The organism is Mesorhizobium metallidurans STM 2683, assembly GCF_000350085.1.
Taxonomy (GTDB): Bacteria; Pseudomonadota; Alphaproteobacteria; order Rhizobiales; family Rhizobiaceae; genus Mesorhizobium; species Mesorhizobium metallidurans.
Window position 1 is genome coordinate 19,073 of sequence record NZ_CAUM01000093.1, and the last position, 16,336, is coordinate 35,408.

A 16,336-nucleotide genomic window follows, 5' to 3' on the forward strand; every position below is an offset into this window, starting at 1 on the left:
TTGAACCCGAAGCCGTATTGCTTTGTGCCTGGTCTTGGTCGAAAGACCGCTCTGGCATTCCTCGGCATCACGCTCCGGACAGGAGAAAGACTTTGACCGCCACCTCGAACAAATCCCGCGACCAGGCCGAATCCATTTTCAGCAGGACCCGCACCCAGTCCATGTCGCTCAACCGCATCATTTCCGAGCAGGATGCCGTCAGCCAGGCCCGCGAAGCCAAAACGGCCCGGCTGCGCGAACTGCGCCTGGAGAGGGAAGCCGAAGACATGGCTGCCGCCGCGGCCCTTGCCGGGGTGCCGAAAGGCGTTGGGCCGAAACGCGCGGGCAGACGTTGATGGCCACCAAGCGCGTGCCGCAAACGCCGATCGCCGCCGACGCGACCATCGCCGATATGGTCGAGGTCCTGGACAAGCCGGTCGAATATGTCCGGCGCGTGCTGGAAAAGCTCGAGCGCTGCAAGCGCGCCCACGGCGATGCCCAGGTGCGGGTCGGCGTGCGCGGTCGCGCCGAAGCCCCGAACTATCTGATCGAATATGCGCGGGAAAATGCCAAGACCCGTGAGCGTGAGACCTATCAGGATGCCGCCTATAGCGGCAGCACGCACCGCGAGCTGGCGCCGCATCATATCGCGGAGGCCAGGAACTGGTCGCCGGAGGAAATGAACATCACGGCGGTCTCGGCGCTGATCGGCCGCCTGCGCAACCCGCGCGCGCCGTCATCGCGTTTTTCCGACGAGGATTGATATGGCCATCAAGTTTTCCGCCAAGGACCAGACGGCAGCACCGGCTGCCACTGCAAAGCCGGCCAAGCCGGCCGCCGCGCCGAAAGCGGGCGAAGCCGAGGCTGCGACCGATCTGTTCGAGTCGCCGGCCGAAGTGCGGCCACGCAAGACCGGCAAGAAGAAATAGCGCTTTGCCGCGCCAGGCCGATCGCAATCCCGTTGCGCCCGGGCTGGTCGCTTTGGCGGCCGGGAACGTTTTGTCGCCGGAGGAGGGCGCTCAGCCGCCGCTCTTCGACTGCCAGAGCTGCGGCGCCTGCTGTTCCTATTCGGCCGACTGGCCGCGCTTCTCGACCGAGAATGACGAACAGCTCGATAGGATCCCTCCGGACCATGTCGCCGCCGATCAGTCCGGCATGCGCTGCGATGGTGTCCGCTGTTCCGCGCTTTCCGGCAAGGTCGGCAAGCACACGGCTTGCGGTATCTACGAATTGCGCCCCGACGTCTGCCGCGCCTGCATGCCCGCCGGCGACGACTGCCTGATGGCGCGCCGCGCCCATGGATTGCCGACATAGCGGTCGTTTCCTCTCCCCCGCTTTTGCGGGGGCGAGGAACTGCTAATCGCCGCTGCTTGTGCGACCGCCTCCGGCCCGATACCTTGCGTGCCAGGCAGGGCCGTGGAGAAGCATCCGTGAGCATCGAATTTCTGTTGACGTCGCTGATTGTCGTGGCTTCGCCCGGCACCGGCGTTCTCTACACGCTGAGCGCCGGTCTTTCGCGCGGTGCCCGGGCCAGCATCATCGCCGCCTTCGGCTGCACGCTGGGCATCATCCCGCATATGGCGGCGGCCATCACCGGACTGGCGGCGCTGCTGCACACCAGCGCGGTCGCCTTCGAGACGCTGAAATATCTGGGCGTCGCCTATCTGCTCTACATGGCGTGGAACACGCTGAAGGAGAAGGGCAGCTTGAGCGTCGAGCAGGATCTCGCGCCGCGCTCGGCCGGCAAGGTGATCACCTCCGGAATCCTGATCAACATCCTCAATCCGAAACTGTCGATCTTCTTCTTCGCCTTCCTGCCGCAATTCGTCAGCACCACTGAGCCAAATGCGCTGTCGAAGATGCTGGAACTCTCGAGCGTCTTCATGCTTTTGACTTTCGTCGTCTTTGTCGGCTACGGCATCTTCGCCGCCTCGATCCGCAGCCATGTCGTGTCGCGGCCGATGGTGATGACCTGGATGCGCCGCACCTTCGCCGGCGCCTTCGTCATGCTTGGCGCGAAGCTGGCGCTGACTGAGAGGTAGCGCCAGCCGGCGCCGCGCGGATCTGCCATCTGAAGGCAGCGGCGCTTCTGTTGTTGCGGCCTGTAGTTAATCGACGATTTCTCTGCGTGCCGCCGACGCAAGGAAAGCCGATCGGGTCTGCCCACGTTCGCGAGCTGCAGCATCGATAGCTTCGAGCAAACCTGGATCGAAAGACACGTTGATGCGTGTGGTCGAGCCGCGGTCTCGGACCAGTGGAACGACGGTTCTCATCGCGCCCTCGCGCAAATGTCTCACTTCTGGTTCAGAAGGCCCGCCTGCTTCAACAAGGCGCGGACGGTGCCTGTCGGTATGTTCTTGCGCGGATGCGGAATTGTAACTCTGCCCGATTATACGATCAAACTAAACATCGTGACAGAGAAAAGGGCGACCTCTCGGCCGCCCTTTCTATTCTGAAGGTTGGTAGGGGCTGGATTAGAAATCCATGCCGCCACTCAAGCCCGCTTGCGGGCTTGAGCAATGTTGGTTCATGGGCGTGCTTATGGATTCCTTAGAAATCCATGCCGCCCATGCCGCCCATGCCGCCGCCGCCCATGCCGCCAGGCATGCCGCCGCCAGCCGACTCCTTCTTCGGAGCCTCGGCGATCATGGCTTCGGTGGTGACCAGCAGGCCGGCGACCGAGGCCGCGTCCTGGAGGGCCGTACGCACGACCTTGACCGGGTCGACGATACCCATGGCGATCATGTCGCCATATTCGCCGGTCTGAGCATTGAAGCCGTAGGTCGCGCCTTTGTTCTCAAGGATCTTGCCGGCAACGATCGATGCTTCCGCACCGGCGTTGGCCGCGATCTGGCGGGCGGGAGCCTGCAGCGCGCGGCGCACGATGTTGATGCCGGCGGTCTGGTCGGAGTTGGCGCCGGTGGCCTTGATGTTCAGCGAAGCGCGCAGCAGGGCGACGCCGCCGCCGGGAACGATGCCTTCTTCGACGGCCGCGCGGGTCGCGTTGAGGGCGTCATCGACGCGGTCCTTCTTTTCCTTGACTTCGATCTCGGTCGCACCGCCGACGCGGATCACCGCAACGCCGCCCGCCAGCTTGGCGAGACGTTCCTGCAGCTTCTCCTTGTCGTAGTCCGAGGTGGTCTCCTCGATCTGCTGCTTGATCTGGGCGACGCGGCCCTGGATCTCGGCCTTCTTACCGGCGCCGTCGACGATGGTGGTGTTCTCCTTGGAGATCGACACCTTCTTGGCGCGGCCGAGCATGTTGAGGCCGACATTCTCGAGCTTGATGCCGAGGTCTTCCGAGATGACCTGGCCACCGGTGAGGATGGCGATGTCTTCCAGCATGGCCTTGCGGCGATCGCCGAAGCCCGGCGCCTTGACGGCGGCGATCTTCAGGCCGCCACGCAGCTTGTTGACGACCAGCGTGGCCAGAGCCTCGCCTTCGACGTCTTCCGAGATGATGACCAGCGGCTTCGAGGTCTGCACGACAGCCTCAAGGATCGGCAGCATGGCCTGCAGGTTGGAGAGCTTCTTCTCGTGGAGCAGGATGTAGGCGTCCTCAAGATCGGCAACCATCTTGTCGGCGTTGGTGACGAAGTAGGGCGAGAGATAGCCGCGGTCGAACTGCATGCCTTCGACGACTTCGAGTTCGGTCTCGGCGGTCTTGGCTTCCTCGACCGTGATGACGCCCTCATTGCCGACCTTCTGCATCGCTTCCGCGATCATCGAGCCGACCGAGGCATCGCCATTGCCGGCGATGGTGCCGACCTGGGCAACCTCTTCCGAGGTCTTGATCTTCTTGGCGTTCTTGATCAGCGTCGAGACGACGTCGCTGACGGCGAGGTCGATGCCGCGCTTCAGGTCCATCGGGTTCATGCCGGCGGCTACCGCCTTGTGACCTTCCTGGACGATCGACTGCGCCAGAACGGTCGCGGTCGTGGTGCCGTCGCCGGCGATGTCGTTGGTCTTCGAAGCGACTTCGCGGACCATCTGCGCGCCCATGTTCTCGAACTTGTCCTCAAGCTCGATTTCCTTGGCGACGGTGACGCCGTCCTTGGTGATGCGCGGAGCGCCGAACGACTTGTCGATGACGACATTGCGGCCCTTGGGGCCGAGCGTGACCTTCACCGCGTCGGCGAGGATGTTGACGCCGCGCAGCATGCGCTCGCGGGCGTCGCGGGAGAATTTTACGTCTTTGGCAGCCATGTTTAACTCCTGGCAGAGGCTCGGATCGAGCCCGAAGATTTAAATGAAGGTGAGGCCGATATTCAGCCGATGATGCCCATGATGTCGGATTCCTTCATGATCAGAAGGTCTTCGCCATTGAGCTTGACTTCGGTGCCCGACCACTTGCCGAACAGGATGCGGTCGCCGGCCTTGACGTCCAGGGGGACGAGCTTGCCGGCTTCGTCGCGGGCGCCGGAGCCGACAGCGATGATCTCGCCTTCCTGCGGCTTTTCCTTCGCCGTATCCGGGATGATGATCCCGCCGGCGGTCTTGGATTCGGATTCGACCCGGCGTACGACCACGCGGTCATGAAGCGGGCGGAACTTCGACTTTGCCATTTTTTCTTCCTCGAATGAGACTGGTGAGAACAGTTCCTCCATCCGGCGATGCCGGATATGAGTTAGCACTCACCAAAGGCGAGTGCTAACGTGGCGCTGAAATAGGCTGGCGGCATGCGAGAGTCAAGGCGCTCGTGAGCCGATCGGCACCGAAGATGATCCTATTTCCGCTTCGTCGATTGCCCTCGGCGATCCAAGCACCAGAAGCGGGCATCGTTCCGCCAGCGGATAAGAGCCACTCGGCACGACGCGCACCTCGTCGAACCAGTCGCCCGCCTCGTTGATCAGCATGGTCAGCGTCGCGAAGCAATAAGTCGTCTCGGAACCCGCATAGACATCGATCGTGCCGATGGCGGCCGTGCTCCAGCCCGTTCGTGCGGCAAGGGCTTCGCGGTCCGGGAAGGTCTTGCCAAAAGCGTCGCGGATCGCTTGCACTTTTACGGCGCGATTGGCATCGCTAGTCGCGCACGCCATGGCGATGCGCCATTTGAGCGCGTGGAAATTCTCGATCTCGCCGGCCAGGGCGGCGGCTTTGATATCGGCCAAATCCTCGAAAGTCTCAGGACCGGCGAAAACGCGGATCGCCGCCCGTCCTTCAGACTTCAGCACCCTGGCGACCTCGCCGAGGAGGGCATGGCGGGCCTGCGCGGAATCGACGACTGTCAGGCAACCGTCGCCGATCGCCGCGCCGACGCTGGCCCTGCTGAGCGGAAGGTCCAGCCAGTTCCCGGTGATCGCCTTGCGGCGGGCGTTGTCGCCCGGCCATACGCCGGAAACCATGGCGGCGGATCCGTCGATGGCCAGCGTCGTCTTGCCGAGACTGGCCAGTTCCGGCGTAACGCCCAGCAGGAGAACGTCTGCCTCGTCCAGATCAAGCTCGCGTTCGACAATGCCGACCGTCTCGGGGGTCGGCCGGAGTGGCGCGCCCAGAAGCGTCCAGTGACGGTGATAATTGTCCCAGTGATTTGCCATGCAAGCCCGTCGGACCAAAGAAGTCTGGCGTCCATTGCCCATAGTCGCTTAATGGAAGTCGATGGGGAAGCCAAGCGGAGATACTCCTGGCTCGTATCGTTGTCATAACGCACGAACACGATCAGTTCGTAGGCAAGCGCAATATGCTGTTGCGCAGGGACAGCCCCTATTTGCTTTTCGATGTTCTGGGGGCGCTGAAAAGACGCGGCCATTCGGTGCGGATCGAGCAAGGTCTATCGAAGGCATCGAGCGCCGACATCGCCGTTCTGCATGTCGATGCGACGACAACGCCCGCGGACTACCTCGACTATGCCCGGAGTTTTCCTTTCTGCCTCAATCTCGGGACGGCCGACATATCCAAGCGGCGGATCAGCGGAGCGCTGGTAAACCAGGGAGACGCTTGGCAAGGCCCGGTCATCGTCAAAAGCAATCTAAACTATCAGGGCATTCCGGAGAGGTTCCTCAACCGGCGAGCGCAGCGCGCAGGCAAACCACCGCCTTTTCCGGACGTGCCGACACTGCAGCCATATGAGGTCCACGATTCCCTCGGCGATGTTCCGGATGGCGTCTTCGAGCGCGACGATCTGGTCGTGGACAAGTTCATTCCGGAAAAGGAGCCCGATGGTTTTGCGGCGCGGTTCTGGGTGTTTTGCGGAGAGAGCGAACGATGCACCCGCTACGTCTCGCCGAACGCCCTGGTCAAGGCGTCCGAAACGATCCGCCGCGAGCCCGTGCCTGTTCCCCAGGAAATGCGTGAACTGCGGCGCGAACTTGGCTTCGACTACGGCAAGTTCGATTTCGTCATGCATGAGGGCAGGGCCGTGCTGCTGGATGCCAACAAGACCCCCGGCCGCCCCAAAAACCTCGTGAAGATGTTCGCGGCGGGCGCCGCTCATCTGGCCGATGGTTTCGAGGGGCTGATCCGGCGAGCCGGTGCCTGATCATCGTGTTCCGGCCTTGCCTTCGGATACTTGACTAAGTCAAGTAAATGATTGATCCTGCTCTGGTAGGAGAATCCCATGACGATTCATCATCACCCCGGCAAGGAACGGATCGACGCGGTGCGTGCCTTCAACCGCTTCTACACCCGCCAGATCGGGCTGCTCGACGAAGGGTTGCTGAAAAGCGCCTTCTCGCTGACCGAGGCGCGGGTGCTCTACGAACTGGCGCATCGCGATGGCCTGACCGCCACCGATCTTGCGCGCGATCTCGGTCTCGACCCCGGCTATCTCAGCCGGCTGCTGAAAAAGTTCGAGGAGCGCGGCCTGGTCGAGCGCGCCGCGATAGAAGCCGATGCGCGGCGCTCGTCGATCGCGCTGATGCCGGCCGGGCGGCAGGCCTTCGCGCCGCTGAACCGGGGTTCGCACGATCAGGTCGCGGCCTTGCTCGATCGGTTGGCGGCATCGGACCAGGACAGGCTGGTCAAGGCCATGCAGACGGTGCAGCGCCTGCTGGGCGGCGACGGTGCCGAGCCGAAGGTTCCCTATTTGCTGAGGCCCTTGCAGGTCGGCGACGTCGGCTGGATCGTGCGTCGCCAGGGCCTCATCTACGCGCAGGACTATGGCTGGGACGAAACCTATGAGGCGCTGGTCGCCGAGATCCTCGGCGCCTTCGTGAAATCCTTCGATCCGAAATGGGAGCGCAGCTGGATCGCCGAGCGGGAAGGCGAGGTCGTCGGCTCGGTCTTTCTCGTGCGCAAGTCGGATGAGGTGGCAAAACTGCGCCTGCTCTATGTCGAGCCTTCGGCGCGCGGCCTCGGCATCGGCAAGCGGCTGGTCGATGAATGCGTGAGTTTTGCCCGCGCCAGGGGCTACAGGACGCTGACGCTGTGGACCAACGACATTCTCGTCTCGGCGCGCCGCATCTATGAGGCGGCGGGCTTCAAGCTTGCCGAGGAGGAACGCCATCATTCCTTCGGCAAGGATCTGGTCGGCCAGAACTGGAACCTGGAACTCTAGCCCTTGACCGGTATCCAGATTTCCAGCCCGCCATTGCCGCTGCGCGGATCGAACTCGGGACCGTAACGTTCGAATTCGGGTGCGTCCGATATCTCGTGGCCCGAGGCCGGCAGCCATCTGTTCCAGATCGTGTTGACCGTGCGACGGATGGTCGAGATGTGCTCGCGATGGGCAAAGACGGCATATTTCTGTGCTGGTACGCGCACGCGGAAAAATTCCTTCGGCAGGTCGGAAAAATCCGAGACTTCCACCCCGGCGATGTAGTCGAAATTGCCGGCATCGTCGCCATTGACGCAGACGCCATAGGCGGCGTCGCCGATTTCGCTTGGAATGTTGCCGATATAGGGGCCGAAGCGCTGCCATTGCATCGGGATGCCGGCACTGGTTTCGCAACTGTAGCGTTCGCCCAGCCCTGCGATCAGGAAGGGATGGCTGGTCTCGAAGCGCGGCGGTTCGAGAGCGGCAAGCAGGGACTGATCCATCAGGATGGGCTCCACGAGATCAAGCGTCTTGGTCGATCCTTGCGCGCGCACCAGTTCCGGCGTGGTGCCGAACTGGTCGCGGAAGGCGCGGGTGAAGGCCTCATGCGAGTTGTAGCCGGCGTCGAGCGCGACCGAGAGGATGTCGGGGGCGCCACTAGCCAGATTTCGCGCCGCTTCGCTCAGCCGGCGCGAACGCATATAGCCCATCACCGAACGGCCGGTCGCCGCACCAAAGGCCCGCGTTACATGGAAGCGCGACACGCCGCTGCTTTGCGCGACATCGTCGAGCGAAACAGCTTCCGGCAGATGGCTCTCGACGAACCACAGCGCTTTCTCGGTCGGGTTCATCAATCTCCTCGCATTGGGCGGATTATGCTGCCGCGTCATGGCGAGGCCAGTTTGATCGAAATTGCGCATCGCGCAATTATGCTTCTCATGGTGTTGACAGAATACGGCGGTCAGTCAGCGACCGCCAATGCCTGTATGCGCAATCAAAAAACCGTTGCGGCGCGGTCGGGGGAAATCTAGGCTGAAAGGATGATGGTCCCCGAGTCGAAAGGCGAGGGGTGAAAAGGGAACACGGTGAGATCCGCTTTCGGGTCGAGGCCGTGGCTGCCCCCGCAACTGTAAGCGGCGAGCGACATCCGGAAATGCCACTGGCCGGCAAGGCTGGGAAGGCAGGATGAAGCCGAGACCCGCGAGCCAGGAGACCTGCCATCAGCTGAGTTGACCGGACGGGGTGTGCCGGGAGGAGACGTAGCCATCGGTCTGTCGTCCGATCGGCCCTGCTTCCTTCCGTCGCCAGTTTTGGAAAGTGACGGAAATTTGGGCGCCACAGACTTTACCCATCGCATCATCGTGTGCTCGCTGTGCCGCGATTCCGCAACCGGGCTCAGGTCCGGCGAGGATCTGTGCGCTGATCTGCGCTCCAGGCTGTCCGCTTACCAAAGTCAGGTGCTCGACTATGCAATCGAGACCGTCGACTGCATGGCCGGTTGCGCGCGCCCACTGACCGTCGCATTCCAGGCGAACGGCAAGGCCTCTTATCTCTTCGGCTCCATCGACAGGGGCACCGATGCCACGGCTCTCGTGGAGTTCGCCAGGTTCTATGCTTCGCTGGCCGATGGCTGGTGCAATTCCGGACAGCGCCCGGCGAGGCTCGCCGGCAAGACGCTGGCGCGCATCCCTGCCGCGGCCAACCCGCCGGGGCAGGGCCGATGACCGTGGCCCTGCTCGAAGCCCGCGACGTGGCCGCGATGGCAAACGGTCACCGCCTGGTACATGGGGTGAGCCTCTCGGTGTCGGCGGGCGAGCGTCTGGCCATCATCGGCCCCAACGGCGCCGGCAAGACCACGCTTTTGCGCATGCTGTGCGGCGCGCTGCCGCCTAGCGTCGGCGAGGTGCGTCTGTCGGGGCGCCGTCTCGACAGGATAACGCCGGCCGAACGGGCGCTTGGCATGGCGGTTGTCGGCCAGACCGACCAGCCCGATCCCAGGCTCGCCTTGATCGACTATGTCGAACTTGGCCGTGTCCCGCATGCCGGCCTCGGACGTCGGCACGAAGAGCGCGACATCGTCGTCGAGGCGCTGCGCAGGACGGGCCTGCTGCCTCTGCTTGGCCGCACTATCGGCTCGCTCTCCGGCGGCGAACGCCAGCGCGCCCAGCTGGCACGCGCCATCGCCCAGGAGCCAAAAATCCTGTTCCTCGACGAGCCGACCAACCACCTCGATCCACGCGCCCGTGGCGAGCTTCTCGAACTGGTCGCCGGTTTCGGCATGACCGTCGTGGCGGTGCTGCACGACCTGGCGCTGGTTGCGCCCTTCGCCACCAGGGTGGCGGTGATGAACAACGCCCGGCTGCATGCGCTGGCAGCACCGCACGACGCGCTGACCCAGCAGTTGATCCGCGAGGTGTTCGGCATCGATGTGTTCCGCCTGCGCCACCCGACCGAAGACCGCGAACTCACCGTCTTCGACGTTCCAAACCGTGCGTCCTCGCCATCCTGACAACCTTCCCCGAACCCAAGGAGCAACATCCGTGAAGCGCTTCGTCCTCTCTCTTGCCTTTTCGCTGCTGGCCTCGGCGGCCTTCGCCTTTCCGCTCACCGTCGACAGTTGCGGCAAGCCGCTGACCTTCGACTCGCCGCCCAGGCGCGCCGTCGTCCAGGATCTCAACATGGCCGAGATGGCTTTCGCGCTGAAGCTGCAGCCGTCGATCGTCGGCCTGACCGGCATCACCGGCTGGTACAAGGTCGGCCCTGAATTCAAGGCCGAGCAAGGCTCGATCCCGGAACTGGCGCCAAAATATCCGACGCTGGAAAACCTCGTCGCCGTCCAGCCCGATTTCTTCTTCGCCGGCTGGTATTACGGCATGAAGCCGGGCGGCGAGGTGACGCCCGACACGCTCGCCCCACATGGCATCAAGACGCTGGTGCTGACGGAAAGCTGTGTCCATCTCGACAAGAGCCGGCCCGCCGCCTCGATGGACCTGCTCTATGGCGACGTCGAAAAGCTGGGCAAGATCTTCGGCAAGGAGGCCGAGGCGGAAAAGCTTGTGTCGGCCTGGAAAGCGCAACTCGCGGACATCACCGCGAAGGTCGGCGACCGCAAGGGCACGCGCGTCTTCCTTTATGATTCCGGCGAGGACAAACCCTTCACCGCGGGCAAATTCGCGATCCCGAGCGCCATGATCGCGGCTGCCGGCGGCGGCAACATCATGGCCGACATGGAGACGAGCTGGGGCAATACGGATTGGGAAACGGTGGCGGCCCGCAACCCGCAATTCCTCATCCTGCTCGATTACCAGGACGGTGTCGGCTACAAAAAACTGCTCGATTTCCTCAAGGCGCATCCCGCGATGAAGGAGACCGACGCGGTCAAGAACGAGCGCTTCGTGGCGCTGCGCTATGCCGAACTGACGCCCGGACCCGCCAATATCGAGGCGATCGGCAAGATCGCCAGGGCGATGCATCCGGAAGCATTCTGAGCTTGCATCAGAAGTCATTCGTCCTGGCAATGATGGCAGGCGCGGCGCTGGTCGCCGCACTCGCTTTGTTGTCGATCGCCTATGGCTCGACGGTGATCCCGCTGGCGGACGTCGTTGGCGCGCTGGCGCATGCGGTCGGACTGGATGCGCATCCGGTGTCCGGACCGGTCGGCAAGATCGTCGTCGACCTCAGGCTGCCGCGCACGCTGCTGGCGATCGCCGTCGGCGCCGGCCTGGGCGTCGTCGGCGTGTTGCTGCAGACCGTGACGCGCAACGATCTCGCCGATCCGTTCCTGTTCGGCCTCTCCTCCGGTGCTGCCGCCGGCGCGGTTTCCGTCATCACCGTTTTCGGCGACGGTTTCGGCATCTGGACCTTGCCCATTGCCGCCTTCACCGGCGGCATGCTGGCCGCTGGCATCGTCCTTCTGCTGGTATCGCGGGTCAGGGGGCAAGGCCCGGAGCGATTGATCCTGGCCGGGCTTGCCGTCTCCTTCATCTTCACCGCGCTCACCAACTATCTCGTCTTCGCCGGTGACCAGCGCGCCGCCTATTCGGTGCTGTTCTGGACCATGGGCGGGCTCGGGCTGGCGCGCTGGGGCAATATCGGCCTGGCGGCGCTGGGCGCGGCCATCATCCTCGCCTATGGGTTGTGGAACAACCGCAAGTTCGACGCTTTCCTCGCCGGCGAAAACGCCGCCGAAAGCCTCGGTGTGCCGGTAGCGCGCATGCGCCGCACCACCTTTCTGGTCGCAGCACTTGCGACCGCGATCCTGGTCTCGGTCGCCGGCGTCATCGGCTTCGTCGGTCTGATGATCCCGCATCTGTGCCGGCCACTGGCAGGCCCGTTGCATCTGCGTCTGATCGCAAGCTCGGCGCTGTTCGGCGCGGTGCTGCTTTTGGCCAGCGACCTCCTCGCGCGCACGCTGCTGCCGCCGCAGGAGCTGCCGATCGGCATCATCACCAGTTCGCTCGGCGCCTTCTTCGTCGTCACTATGCTTTTTCGCAACCGCCTTTGAATTTGCAGGGAACCGGCCACAGGGATCTCACTCAGATCCAAGCGCTCTGCCGTTCACTATTGGCTAACCATGATTGCATCGCACGGCTGTCATGCAGATTTGCCGGCTTCTGGCACAATGCGGCGCCTTGAATGGTAAGCACGCTTATTATATATACCGCTCATGGTTTCCGACGGCATCGACAGATTGGGCTTTTTGATCCACGACGTGCAGCGCCTGATGCGCAAGCGCTTCGAGGCGCGCGCCAGCGGGCTTGGCCTTTCCTCGGCGCAGTGGCGGCTTATGGTCCGCGTTGCCAAGGAAGAAGGCATCACCCAGGCGCGGCTTGCCGAGCTTCTCGAAATCGAGCCGATCAGCGTGTCGCGCCTGGTCGACCGCATGGAAGAGGGCGGCTGGATCGAGCGCCGTTCCGACGCCGCCGACCGCCGCGTCCGCATGATCTTTCCGACCGCCAAGGCGAGCGAGGCTTATGCGGAGGTCAAGAGCCTCGCCGGCGAAGTCTATGAACTATCGCTGACCGGCGTGTCCCCGGAAGATCGCCGCGTCCTGATCAAGGCGCTGGAAGTGATGGTCGAGAACCTGACGGACGCCGAGGCGTCTTGCGTAAAAGTCAAGAGTGCGGAAGGCGCAGCAGCATGAACGCGGTAGCCAAGATAGACGAGAATGTGGCCGAACTGGAGATGGAAGCTCCCGCACAGCCGGTGGCAAACCCCGTGGCGGCCGCTCCGCCGGTAGCACCGGCGCCGGTGGCGCCCAGGAAGGAGCGCCGCCTTGGCCGTTTCCTGCTGATGGTCGCGCTGCCTGCAGCGCTTGTCATCGGTGGCGCTTACGTCTGGGTGACCGGCGGCCGCTACCAGGAGACCGAGAACGCCAATCTCCAGCAGGCCAAGGTGTCGATCGCCTGGATACGGCGGGCCGCATCGCTCAGGTCGATATCGCCGACAACCAGCTTGTCAAGCAGGGCGATGTGCTGTTCGCCATCGATCCCGAGCCCTACAGGATCGCTCTGGCCCAGGCCGATGCGGCGGTCGCCGGCGCGCGGCTCAATGTCGAGCAACTGCGCGCTGCCTACAGCCAGGCGGTGGCGCAGGAGAAATCCGACACCAGCGAAGTCGGCTATGCGCAGTCGCAATACGACCGCGCCGCCGATCTCGCCCGCAAGGGCATCAACGCCAAGTCCGCGCTGGATGAGGCCAGGAACGATCTCGACAAGGCCAAGCAGCAACTGGCTGTCGCCCAGCAGGGTATCGTCAGCGCCAGGGCAGCACTTGGCGGCAATCCCGATATCGAGACCGACAAGCATCCGACCGTGATGGCGGCACTCGCCGCGCGCGACAAGGCTGCCTACGATCTGGCGCAGACCACGATCAAGGCGCCTGCCGACGGCGTCATCAGCCAGGCCTCCTCGTTCAAGGTCGGCCAGTATGTCGGCTGGGGCACGCCGCTGTTTTCGCTGGTCGAAACCGATGACACCTGGATCGACGCCAATTTCAAGGAAACCCAGCTCACTCATATGAAGCCCGGCCAGAAGGCCGAGATCGTGGTCGACACCTATCCGGGCCGGACTTTCGAAGCCACCGTCAAGGCGATCGGCGCCGGCACGGGGGCGGAGTTCTCGCTGCTGCCCGCCCAGAACGCCACTGGCAACTGGGTCAAGGTCACCCAGCGCATTCCGGTGCGTCTGGAGCTGACGAATGCCGACGCCAAGATGGCGCTGCGCACCGGCATGAGCGCGACCGTAACCGTGGATACCGGCGTTGCGCGCGGCTTTCCGAACATCTTTGGCCACGCTACGGCGGGCGAGCACTGAACAGAATACTCGCCAGTCTGGCGAGGTGAATGACAGGATTGGTCCGATGGGAGGTTGGCGAAGGGTTGGGGTTTTGAACCGGGCCGCGCTGCGGCTTGGCCAAAACCCGGACAACCCGACGCGGGTCTTTTCGGTCCTCAGGTTTCCGGGCGGCGGGCATCCGCTCAATCGAGACGCTCAGTCGATGTAACCCCCACATCGATAAGTCGCGTCCCACCGCGATGAGGGTCTCTCCACACGGAGGCCGCGCCGCCCGGAAACCTAGCGCATCGGCCCGAAAATCGGAATCGATTTTCGGAAAGCACGATGCGCAGACTCAAAGTACTAGAGCGTACTTTGTGCGTCCAAATGCACGCACGTCGCTCTCGTGTACACGTTTTTGTTACCTGCCGGAAGTTCCACATCATGAGCACGCCAGAACCCTTTCGCGAAGTACCGCACCGCGGCCTGATCACCGTTGCGCTCATGCTGGCGACGATCATGCAGGCGCTCGACACCACGATCGCCAACGTCGCGCTGCCGACCATGACCGGCGATCTTGGCGCCTCTCCCGACAACATCAACTGGGTGCTGACCTCCTACATCGTTGCCGCCGCCATCATGACGCCGGTGACCGGCTGGCTGGCGGACCGCTTCGGCCGCAAGGAACTGTTCCTGACGTCGGTGGTCGGCTTCACCATCTTCTCGATGCTGTGCGGCATCGCCTGGAGCCTGGAGACCATGGTGTTCTTCCGGCTCATGCAAGGCGTGTTCGGCGCGGCCATCGTGCCGCTGTCGCAGACCTTCCTGCTCGACATCAACCCGAAGGAACGCCACGGCCAGGCCATGGCCATCTGGGGCGCCGGCATCATGCTGGGGCCGATCCTGGGCCCGACGCTCGGTGGCTGGCTGACCGAGAATTTCAACTGGCGCTGGGTGTTCTTCATCAACCTGCCGGTCGGCATCCTCGCCTTCCTCGGCATGGCCGCCTATTTGCCGGCCGTTGCAAGGCGGATACGCAGCTTCGATTTCTTCGGCTTCGCCATGATATCGCTCGGCGTCGGCGCGCTGCAGCTGATGCTGGATCGCGGCGGCGAGGTCGACTGGTTTTCCTCGGTCGAGATCTGGATCGAGCTCGGTCTTTCGCTGGCCGGCTTCTGGGTGTTCATCATTCACACGGTGACGGCGGAACATCCCTTCATCGATCCCAAGATCTTCCTCGACCGCAATTTCGTGACCGGGCTGGCGTTCATCTTCGTCATGGGCGTGCTCATCCTTGCGAGCATGTCGCTGCTGCCGCCAATGCTGGCGACCATCTTCGGCTATCCGACCATGACCATCGGTGTCGTCATCGGTCCCCGCGGTATCGGCACGATGGTTGCGATGCTCGTCGTCGGGCGGCTCATGAGCAAGGTCGACGCCAGGATCCTCGTCGTCATCGGCTTCCTGCTCACCGCGCAGTCGCTCTACACCATGGCCAGCTTCACGCCGCAGATGGACAACTGGCTGATCCTCTCCTCCGGCGTCATCCAGGGCCTGGGAATGGGCATGGTGTTCGTGCCGCTGTCGACCGTGGCTTTCGCCACGCTCGACGCGCGCTACCGCACCGATGCCACGGCGCTATTCAGCCTGGTGCGCAATCTTGGCTCCTCGATCGGCGTGTCGGTCGTGACGGTTCTCCTGGTGCGCAACACGCAGGTCAACCACAGCGAGCTCTCGGCCTTCATCAACCCGTTCAACCCGAACCTGTGGACGGTCTCGCCAGCGGCGGCTGGCGGCGATCCAACGGCGCTTTCCCAGATGGACAGAATGGTCAATATCCAGGCGATGATGATCTCTTACATCAACGACTTCAAGCTGCTGATGATGATGACACTGCTTGCCGTCCCGTTTGTCTTCCTGCTGCGCAAGCCAAAGGCTGGTCCGGCCGCCGGTGGCGCACCCGCCGCGCATATGGACTGACGAACAGGCTTACTTTCCCAGCACGAGGCACCAGTAGCGGATCGCGCTGTCGCGCCCGTCGCGCACATAGGCGAGGCCGAAGCGGGCGAAGCGAGGGTCGAGCATGTTGCGGCGGTGGCCTTCTGAATGCATCCAGATGTCGAACACTTTCTCCAGGTCGAAACGGCCCTCGGCGATGTTTTCGGCTGCCGCCCCGGTGATGCCGTTACCCTTGACGCGCGAGGCAAATCCCTTGCCCCAGCCGGTCGTGTGGGTCATGCGGCCGCGCCCGGCCATATAGCTTGCCTGCTGCAAGGCTGCCAGTTCGAGCTGAGGATCGACGACGAGCGGCGCGAGGCCGGCCGAGGCGCGGATGCCGGTCAGCGTGCCGACGGCTGAGGCAGAAACACCGGCGCGTTCTCCGGTGGGCAGCACGGTGCCGCAGGCAGCGAGCCCAGCCAGTGCGGCGAGGCCGACGCCCCTCAGCAGCGTGCGCCGGTTCAGTTTTGCTTGTTGATTCTCGTTTTTTGCAAGGGTCATGCCTGACTGACATAGTCGCGATGATGGCTTTTGCCGGGCAGGGGCAATGAAATCGCGCGATGACGGCCAGTATACCATCGACTTGACGACAACCACCCCTAAATCGACT

At 63.5% G+C, this 16,336-nt stretch carries 20 protein-coding genes, 1 pseudogene and 1 riboswitch; of the genes and pseudogenes, 14 read left to right on the forward strand and 7 right to left on the reverse strand.

Annotated elements, in window-relative coordinates; genetic code table 11:
• Positions 1–92: 92 nt before the first annotated feature.
• The 5 genes from MESS2_RS14420 (at position 93) to MESS2_RS14435 (ending at position 2,021) form a co-directional block, all read left to right on the forward strand.
• A complete protein-coding gene (locus MESS2_RS14420; RefSeq protein WP_008875078.1) occupies positions 93–335 on the forward strand; it encodes a hypothetical protein in 243 nt (80 codons plus the stop codon).
• Positions 335–742, forward strand: a complete 408-nt coding sequence (locus MESS2_RS14425; protein WP_008875079.1) for a hypothetical protein — start codon at positions 335–337, stop codon at positions 740–742. Before MESS2_RS14420 ends, MESS2_RS14425 begins: the two co-directional genes overlap by 1 nt.
• A gap of 1 nt (position 743) precedes the next feature.
• On the forward strand, positions 744–908 hold the full coding sequence (locus MESS2_RS32745; protein WP_008875080.1) for a hypothetical protein: 165 nt from the start codon (positions 744–746) through the stop codon (positions 906–908).
• A 52-nt stretch (positions 909–960) separates the two neighbouring features.
• Positions 961–1,293: a YkgJ family cysteine cluster protein gene (locus MESS2_RS14430; protein WP_051069098.1), complete on the forward strand. Its 333-nt coding sequence runs from the start codon at positions 961–963 to the stop codon at positions 1,291–1,293.
• Between the two features lie 116 nt (positions 1,294–1,409).
• Positions 1,410–2,021, forward strand: a complete 612-nt coding sequence (locus MESS2_RS14435; RefSeq protein ID WP_008875082.1) for a LysE family translocator — start codon at positions 1,410–1,412, stop codon at positions 2,019–2,021.
• A gap of 66 nt (positions 2,022–2,087) precedes the next feature.
• Here MESS2_RS14435 and MESS2_RS31110 read toward each other — a convergent pair whose 3' ends face one another.
• From MESS2_RS31110 to MESS2_RS14450, 5 genes are all read right to left on the reverse strand, one after another.
• Positions 2,088–2,252 carry a YlcI/YnfO family protein gene (locus tag MESS2_RS31110; protein ID WP_083918521.1) on the reverse strand — a complete coding sequence of 55 codons (165 nt, stop codon included), beginning with the start codon at positions 2,250–2,252 and terminating at the stop codon, positions 2,088–2,090.
• Between the two features lie 20 nt (positions 2,253–2,272).
• Positions 2,273–2,353, reverse strand: a complete 81-nt coding sequence (locus MESS2_RS34140) for a type II toxin-antitoxin system HicA family toxin (protein WP_083918523.1) — start codon at positions 2,351–2,353, stop codon at positions 2,273–2,275.
• 176 nt (positions 2,354–2,529) lie between these two features.
• Positions 2,530–4,185, reverse strand: a complete 1,656-nt coding sequence (gene groL, locus MESS2_RS14440) for a chaperonin GroEL (protein ID WP_008875085.1) — start codon at positions 4,183–4,185, stop codon at positions 2,530–2,532.
• Positions 4,186–4,247: 62 nt separating this feature from the next.
• Positions 4,248–4,544, reverse strand: a complete 297-nt coding sequence (groES, locus tag MESS2_RS14445; RefSeq protein WP_006203049.1) for a co-chaperone GroES — start codon at positions 4,542–4,544, stop codon at positions 4,248–4,250.
• A gap of 123 nt (positions 4,545–4,667) precedes the next feature.
• The gene (locus MESS2_RS14450) at positions 4,668–5,516 is read right to left on the reverse strand and encodes a class I SAM-dependent methyltransferase (protein WP_008875086.1); all 849 of its coding nucleotides are present in this window, start codon (positions 5,514–5,516) and stop codon (positions 4,668–4,670) included.
• A gap of 143 nt (positions 5,517–5,659) precedes the next feature.
• On the opposite strand from MESS2_RS14450, the gene MESS2_RS14455 reads away from it, so the two are divergent.
• Both MESS2_RS14455 and MESS2_RS14460 read left to right on the forward strand, forming a co-directional pair.
• Positions 5,660–6,457, forward strand: a complete 798-nt coding sequence (locus MESS2_RS14455; protein ID WP_008875087.1) for an ATP-grasp domain-containing protein — start codon at positions 5,660–5,662, stop codon at positions 6,455–6,457.
• 78 nt (positions 6,458–6,535) lie between these two features.
• Positions 6,536–7,474 carry a bifunctional helix-turn-helix transcriptional regulator/GNAT family N-acetyltransferase gene (locus MESS2_RS14460; protein ID WP_008875088.1) on the forward strand — a complete coding sequence of 313 codons (939 nt, stop codon included), beginning with the start codon at positions 6,536–6,538 and terminating at the stop codon, positions 7,472–7,474.
• Here the strand turns inward: MESS2_RS14460 and MESS2_RS14465 are convergent.
• Positions 7,471–8,304, reverse strand: a complete 834-nt coding sequence (locus MESS2_RS14465; RefSeq protein WP_008875089.1) for an AraC family transcriptional regulator — start codon at positions 8,302–8,304, stop codon at positions 7,471–7,473. The genes MESS2_RS14460 and MESS2_RS14465 overlap by 4 nt on opposite strands.
• Before the next feature lie 176 nt (positions 8,305–8,480).
• A riboswitch (cobalamin riboswitch) is annotated at positions 8,481–8,689 on the forward strand.
• A gap of 92 nt (positions 8,690–8,781) precedes the next feature.
• Here MESS2_RS14465 and MESS2_RS14470 point away from each other — a divergent pair.
• The 7 genes and pseudogenes from MESS2_RS14470 to MESS2_RS14500 all read left to right on the forward strand — a co-directional run bounded on the left by MESS2_RS14470 (position 8,782) and on the right by MESS2_RS14500 (position 15,708).
• Positions 8,782–9,177 (forward strand): DUF1636 family protein, encoded by a 396-nt coding sequence (locus MESS2_RS14470; protein ID WP_008875091.1) that lies wholly within the window; start codon positions 8,782–8,784, stop codon positions 9,175–9,177.
• Complete coding sequence (locus tag MESS2_RS14475; RefSeq protein WP_008875092.1) at positions 9,174–9,962, forward strand: ABC transporter ATP-binding protein; 789 nt, start codon at positions 9,174–9,176, stop codon at positions 9,960–9,962. The genes MESS2_RS14470 and MESS2_RS14475 overlap by 4 nt, the downstream gene beginning before the upstream one ends.
• A gap of 31 nt (positions 9,963–9,993) precedes the next feature.
• Entirely contained in the window at positions 9,994–10,941 is a 948-nt protein-coding gene (locus MESS2_RS14480; RefSeq protein ID WP_008875093.1) for an ABC transporter substrate-binding protein, read from the forward strand.
• A gap of 29 nt (positions 10,942–10,970) precedes the next feature.
• Entirely contained in the window at positions 10,971–11,957 is a 987-nt protein-coding gene (locus MESS2_RS14485; protein WP_083918525.1) for a FecCD family ABC transporter permease, read from the forward strand.
• Between the two features lie 162 nt (positions 11,958–12,119).
• Positions 12,120–12,596, forward strand: a complete 477-nt coding sequence (locus MESS2_RS14490) for a MarR family winged helix-turn-helix transcriptional regulator (protein ID WP_008875095.1) — start codon at positions 12,120–12,122, stop codon at positions 12,594–12,596.
• Positions 12,593–13,767, forward strand: a pseudogene (locus MESS2_RS14495) (HlyD family secretion protein). The gene MESS2_RS14490 and the pseudogene MESS2_RS14495 overlap by 4 nt, the downstream one beginning before the upstream one ends.
• A 405-nt stretch (positions 13,768–14,172) precedes the next feature.
• A complete protein-coding gene (locus tag MESS2_RS14500) occupies positions 14,173–15,708 on the forward strand; it encodes a DHA2 family efflux MFS transporter permease subunit (protein WP_008875099.1) in 1,536 nt (511 codons plus the stop codon).
• Positions 15,709–15,717: 9 nt separating this feature from the next.
• On the opposite strand, the gene MESS2_RS14505 is transcribed toward MESS2_RS14500, so the two are convergent.
• Entirely contained in the window at positions 15,718–16,227 is a 510-nt protein-coding gene (locus tag MESS2_RS14505; protein ID WP_008875100.1) for a CAP domain-containing protein, read from the reverse strand.
• Positions 16,228–16,336: the final 109 nt, after the last annotated feature.

Excerpts from the sequence above, each read along its gene's own strand:
- MESS2_RS32745 (WP_008875080.1), top strand. The coding sequence starts at position 744 with ATGGCCATCAAGTTTTCCGCCAAGGACCAGACGGCAGCACCGGCTGCC.
- MESS2_RS14490 (WP_008875095.1), top strand. The coding sequence starts at position 12,120 with ATGGTTTCCGACGGCATCGACAGATTGGGCTTTTTGATCCACGACGTG.
- groL (WP_008875085.1), bottom strand. The coding sequence starts at position 4,185 with ATGGCTGCCAAAGACGTAAAATTCTCCCGCGACGCCCGCGAGCGCATG.
- MESS2_RS14425 (WP_008875079.1), top strand. The coding sequence starts at position 335 with ATGGCCACCAAGCGCGTGCCGCAAACGCCGATCGCCGCCGACGCGACC.
- MESS2_RS14450 (WP_008875086.1), bottom strand. The coding sequence starts at position 5,516 with ATGGCAAATCACTGGGACAATTATCACCGTCACTGGACGCTTCTGGGC.
- MESS2_RS14500 (WP_008875099.1), top strand. The coding sequence starts at position 14,173 with ATGAGCACGCCAGAACCCTTTCGCGAAGTACCGCACCGCGGCCTGATC.
- groES (WP_006203049.1), bottom strand. The coding sequence starts at position 4,544 with ATGGCAAAGTCGAAGTTCCGCCCGCTTCATGACCGCGTGGTCGTACGC.
- MESS2_RS14475 (WP_008875092.1), top strand. The coding sequence starts at position 9,174 with ATGACCGTGGCCCTGCTCGAAGCCCGCGACGTGGCCGCGATGGCAAAC.
- MESS2_RS14460 (WP_008875088.1), top strand. The coding sequence starts at position 6,536 with ATGACGATTCATCATCACCCCGGCAAGGAACGGATCGACGCGGTGCGT.
- MESS2_RS14485 (WP_083918525.1), top strand. The coding sequence starts at position 10,971 with ATGATGGCAGGCGCGGCGCTGGTCGCCGCACTCGCTTTGTTGTCGATC.
- MESS2_RS31110 (WP_083918521.1), bottom strand. The coding sequence starts at position 2,252 with ATGAGAACCGTCGTTCCACTGGTCCGAGACCGCGGCTCGACCACACGC.
- MESS2_RS14455 (WP_008875087.1), top strand. The coding sequence starts at position 5,660 with ATGCTGTTGCGCAGGGACAGCCCCTATTTGCTTTTCGATGTTCTGGGG.
- MESS2_RS14465 (WP_008875089.1), bottom strand. The coding sequence starts at position 8,304 with ATGAACCCGACCGAGAAAGCGCTGTGGTTCGTCGAGAGCCATCTGCCG.
- MESS2_RS14505 (WP_008875100.1), bottom strand. The coding sequence starts at position 16,227 with ATGACCCTTGCAAAAAACGAGAATCAACAAGCAAAACTGAACCGGCGC.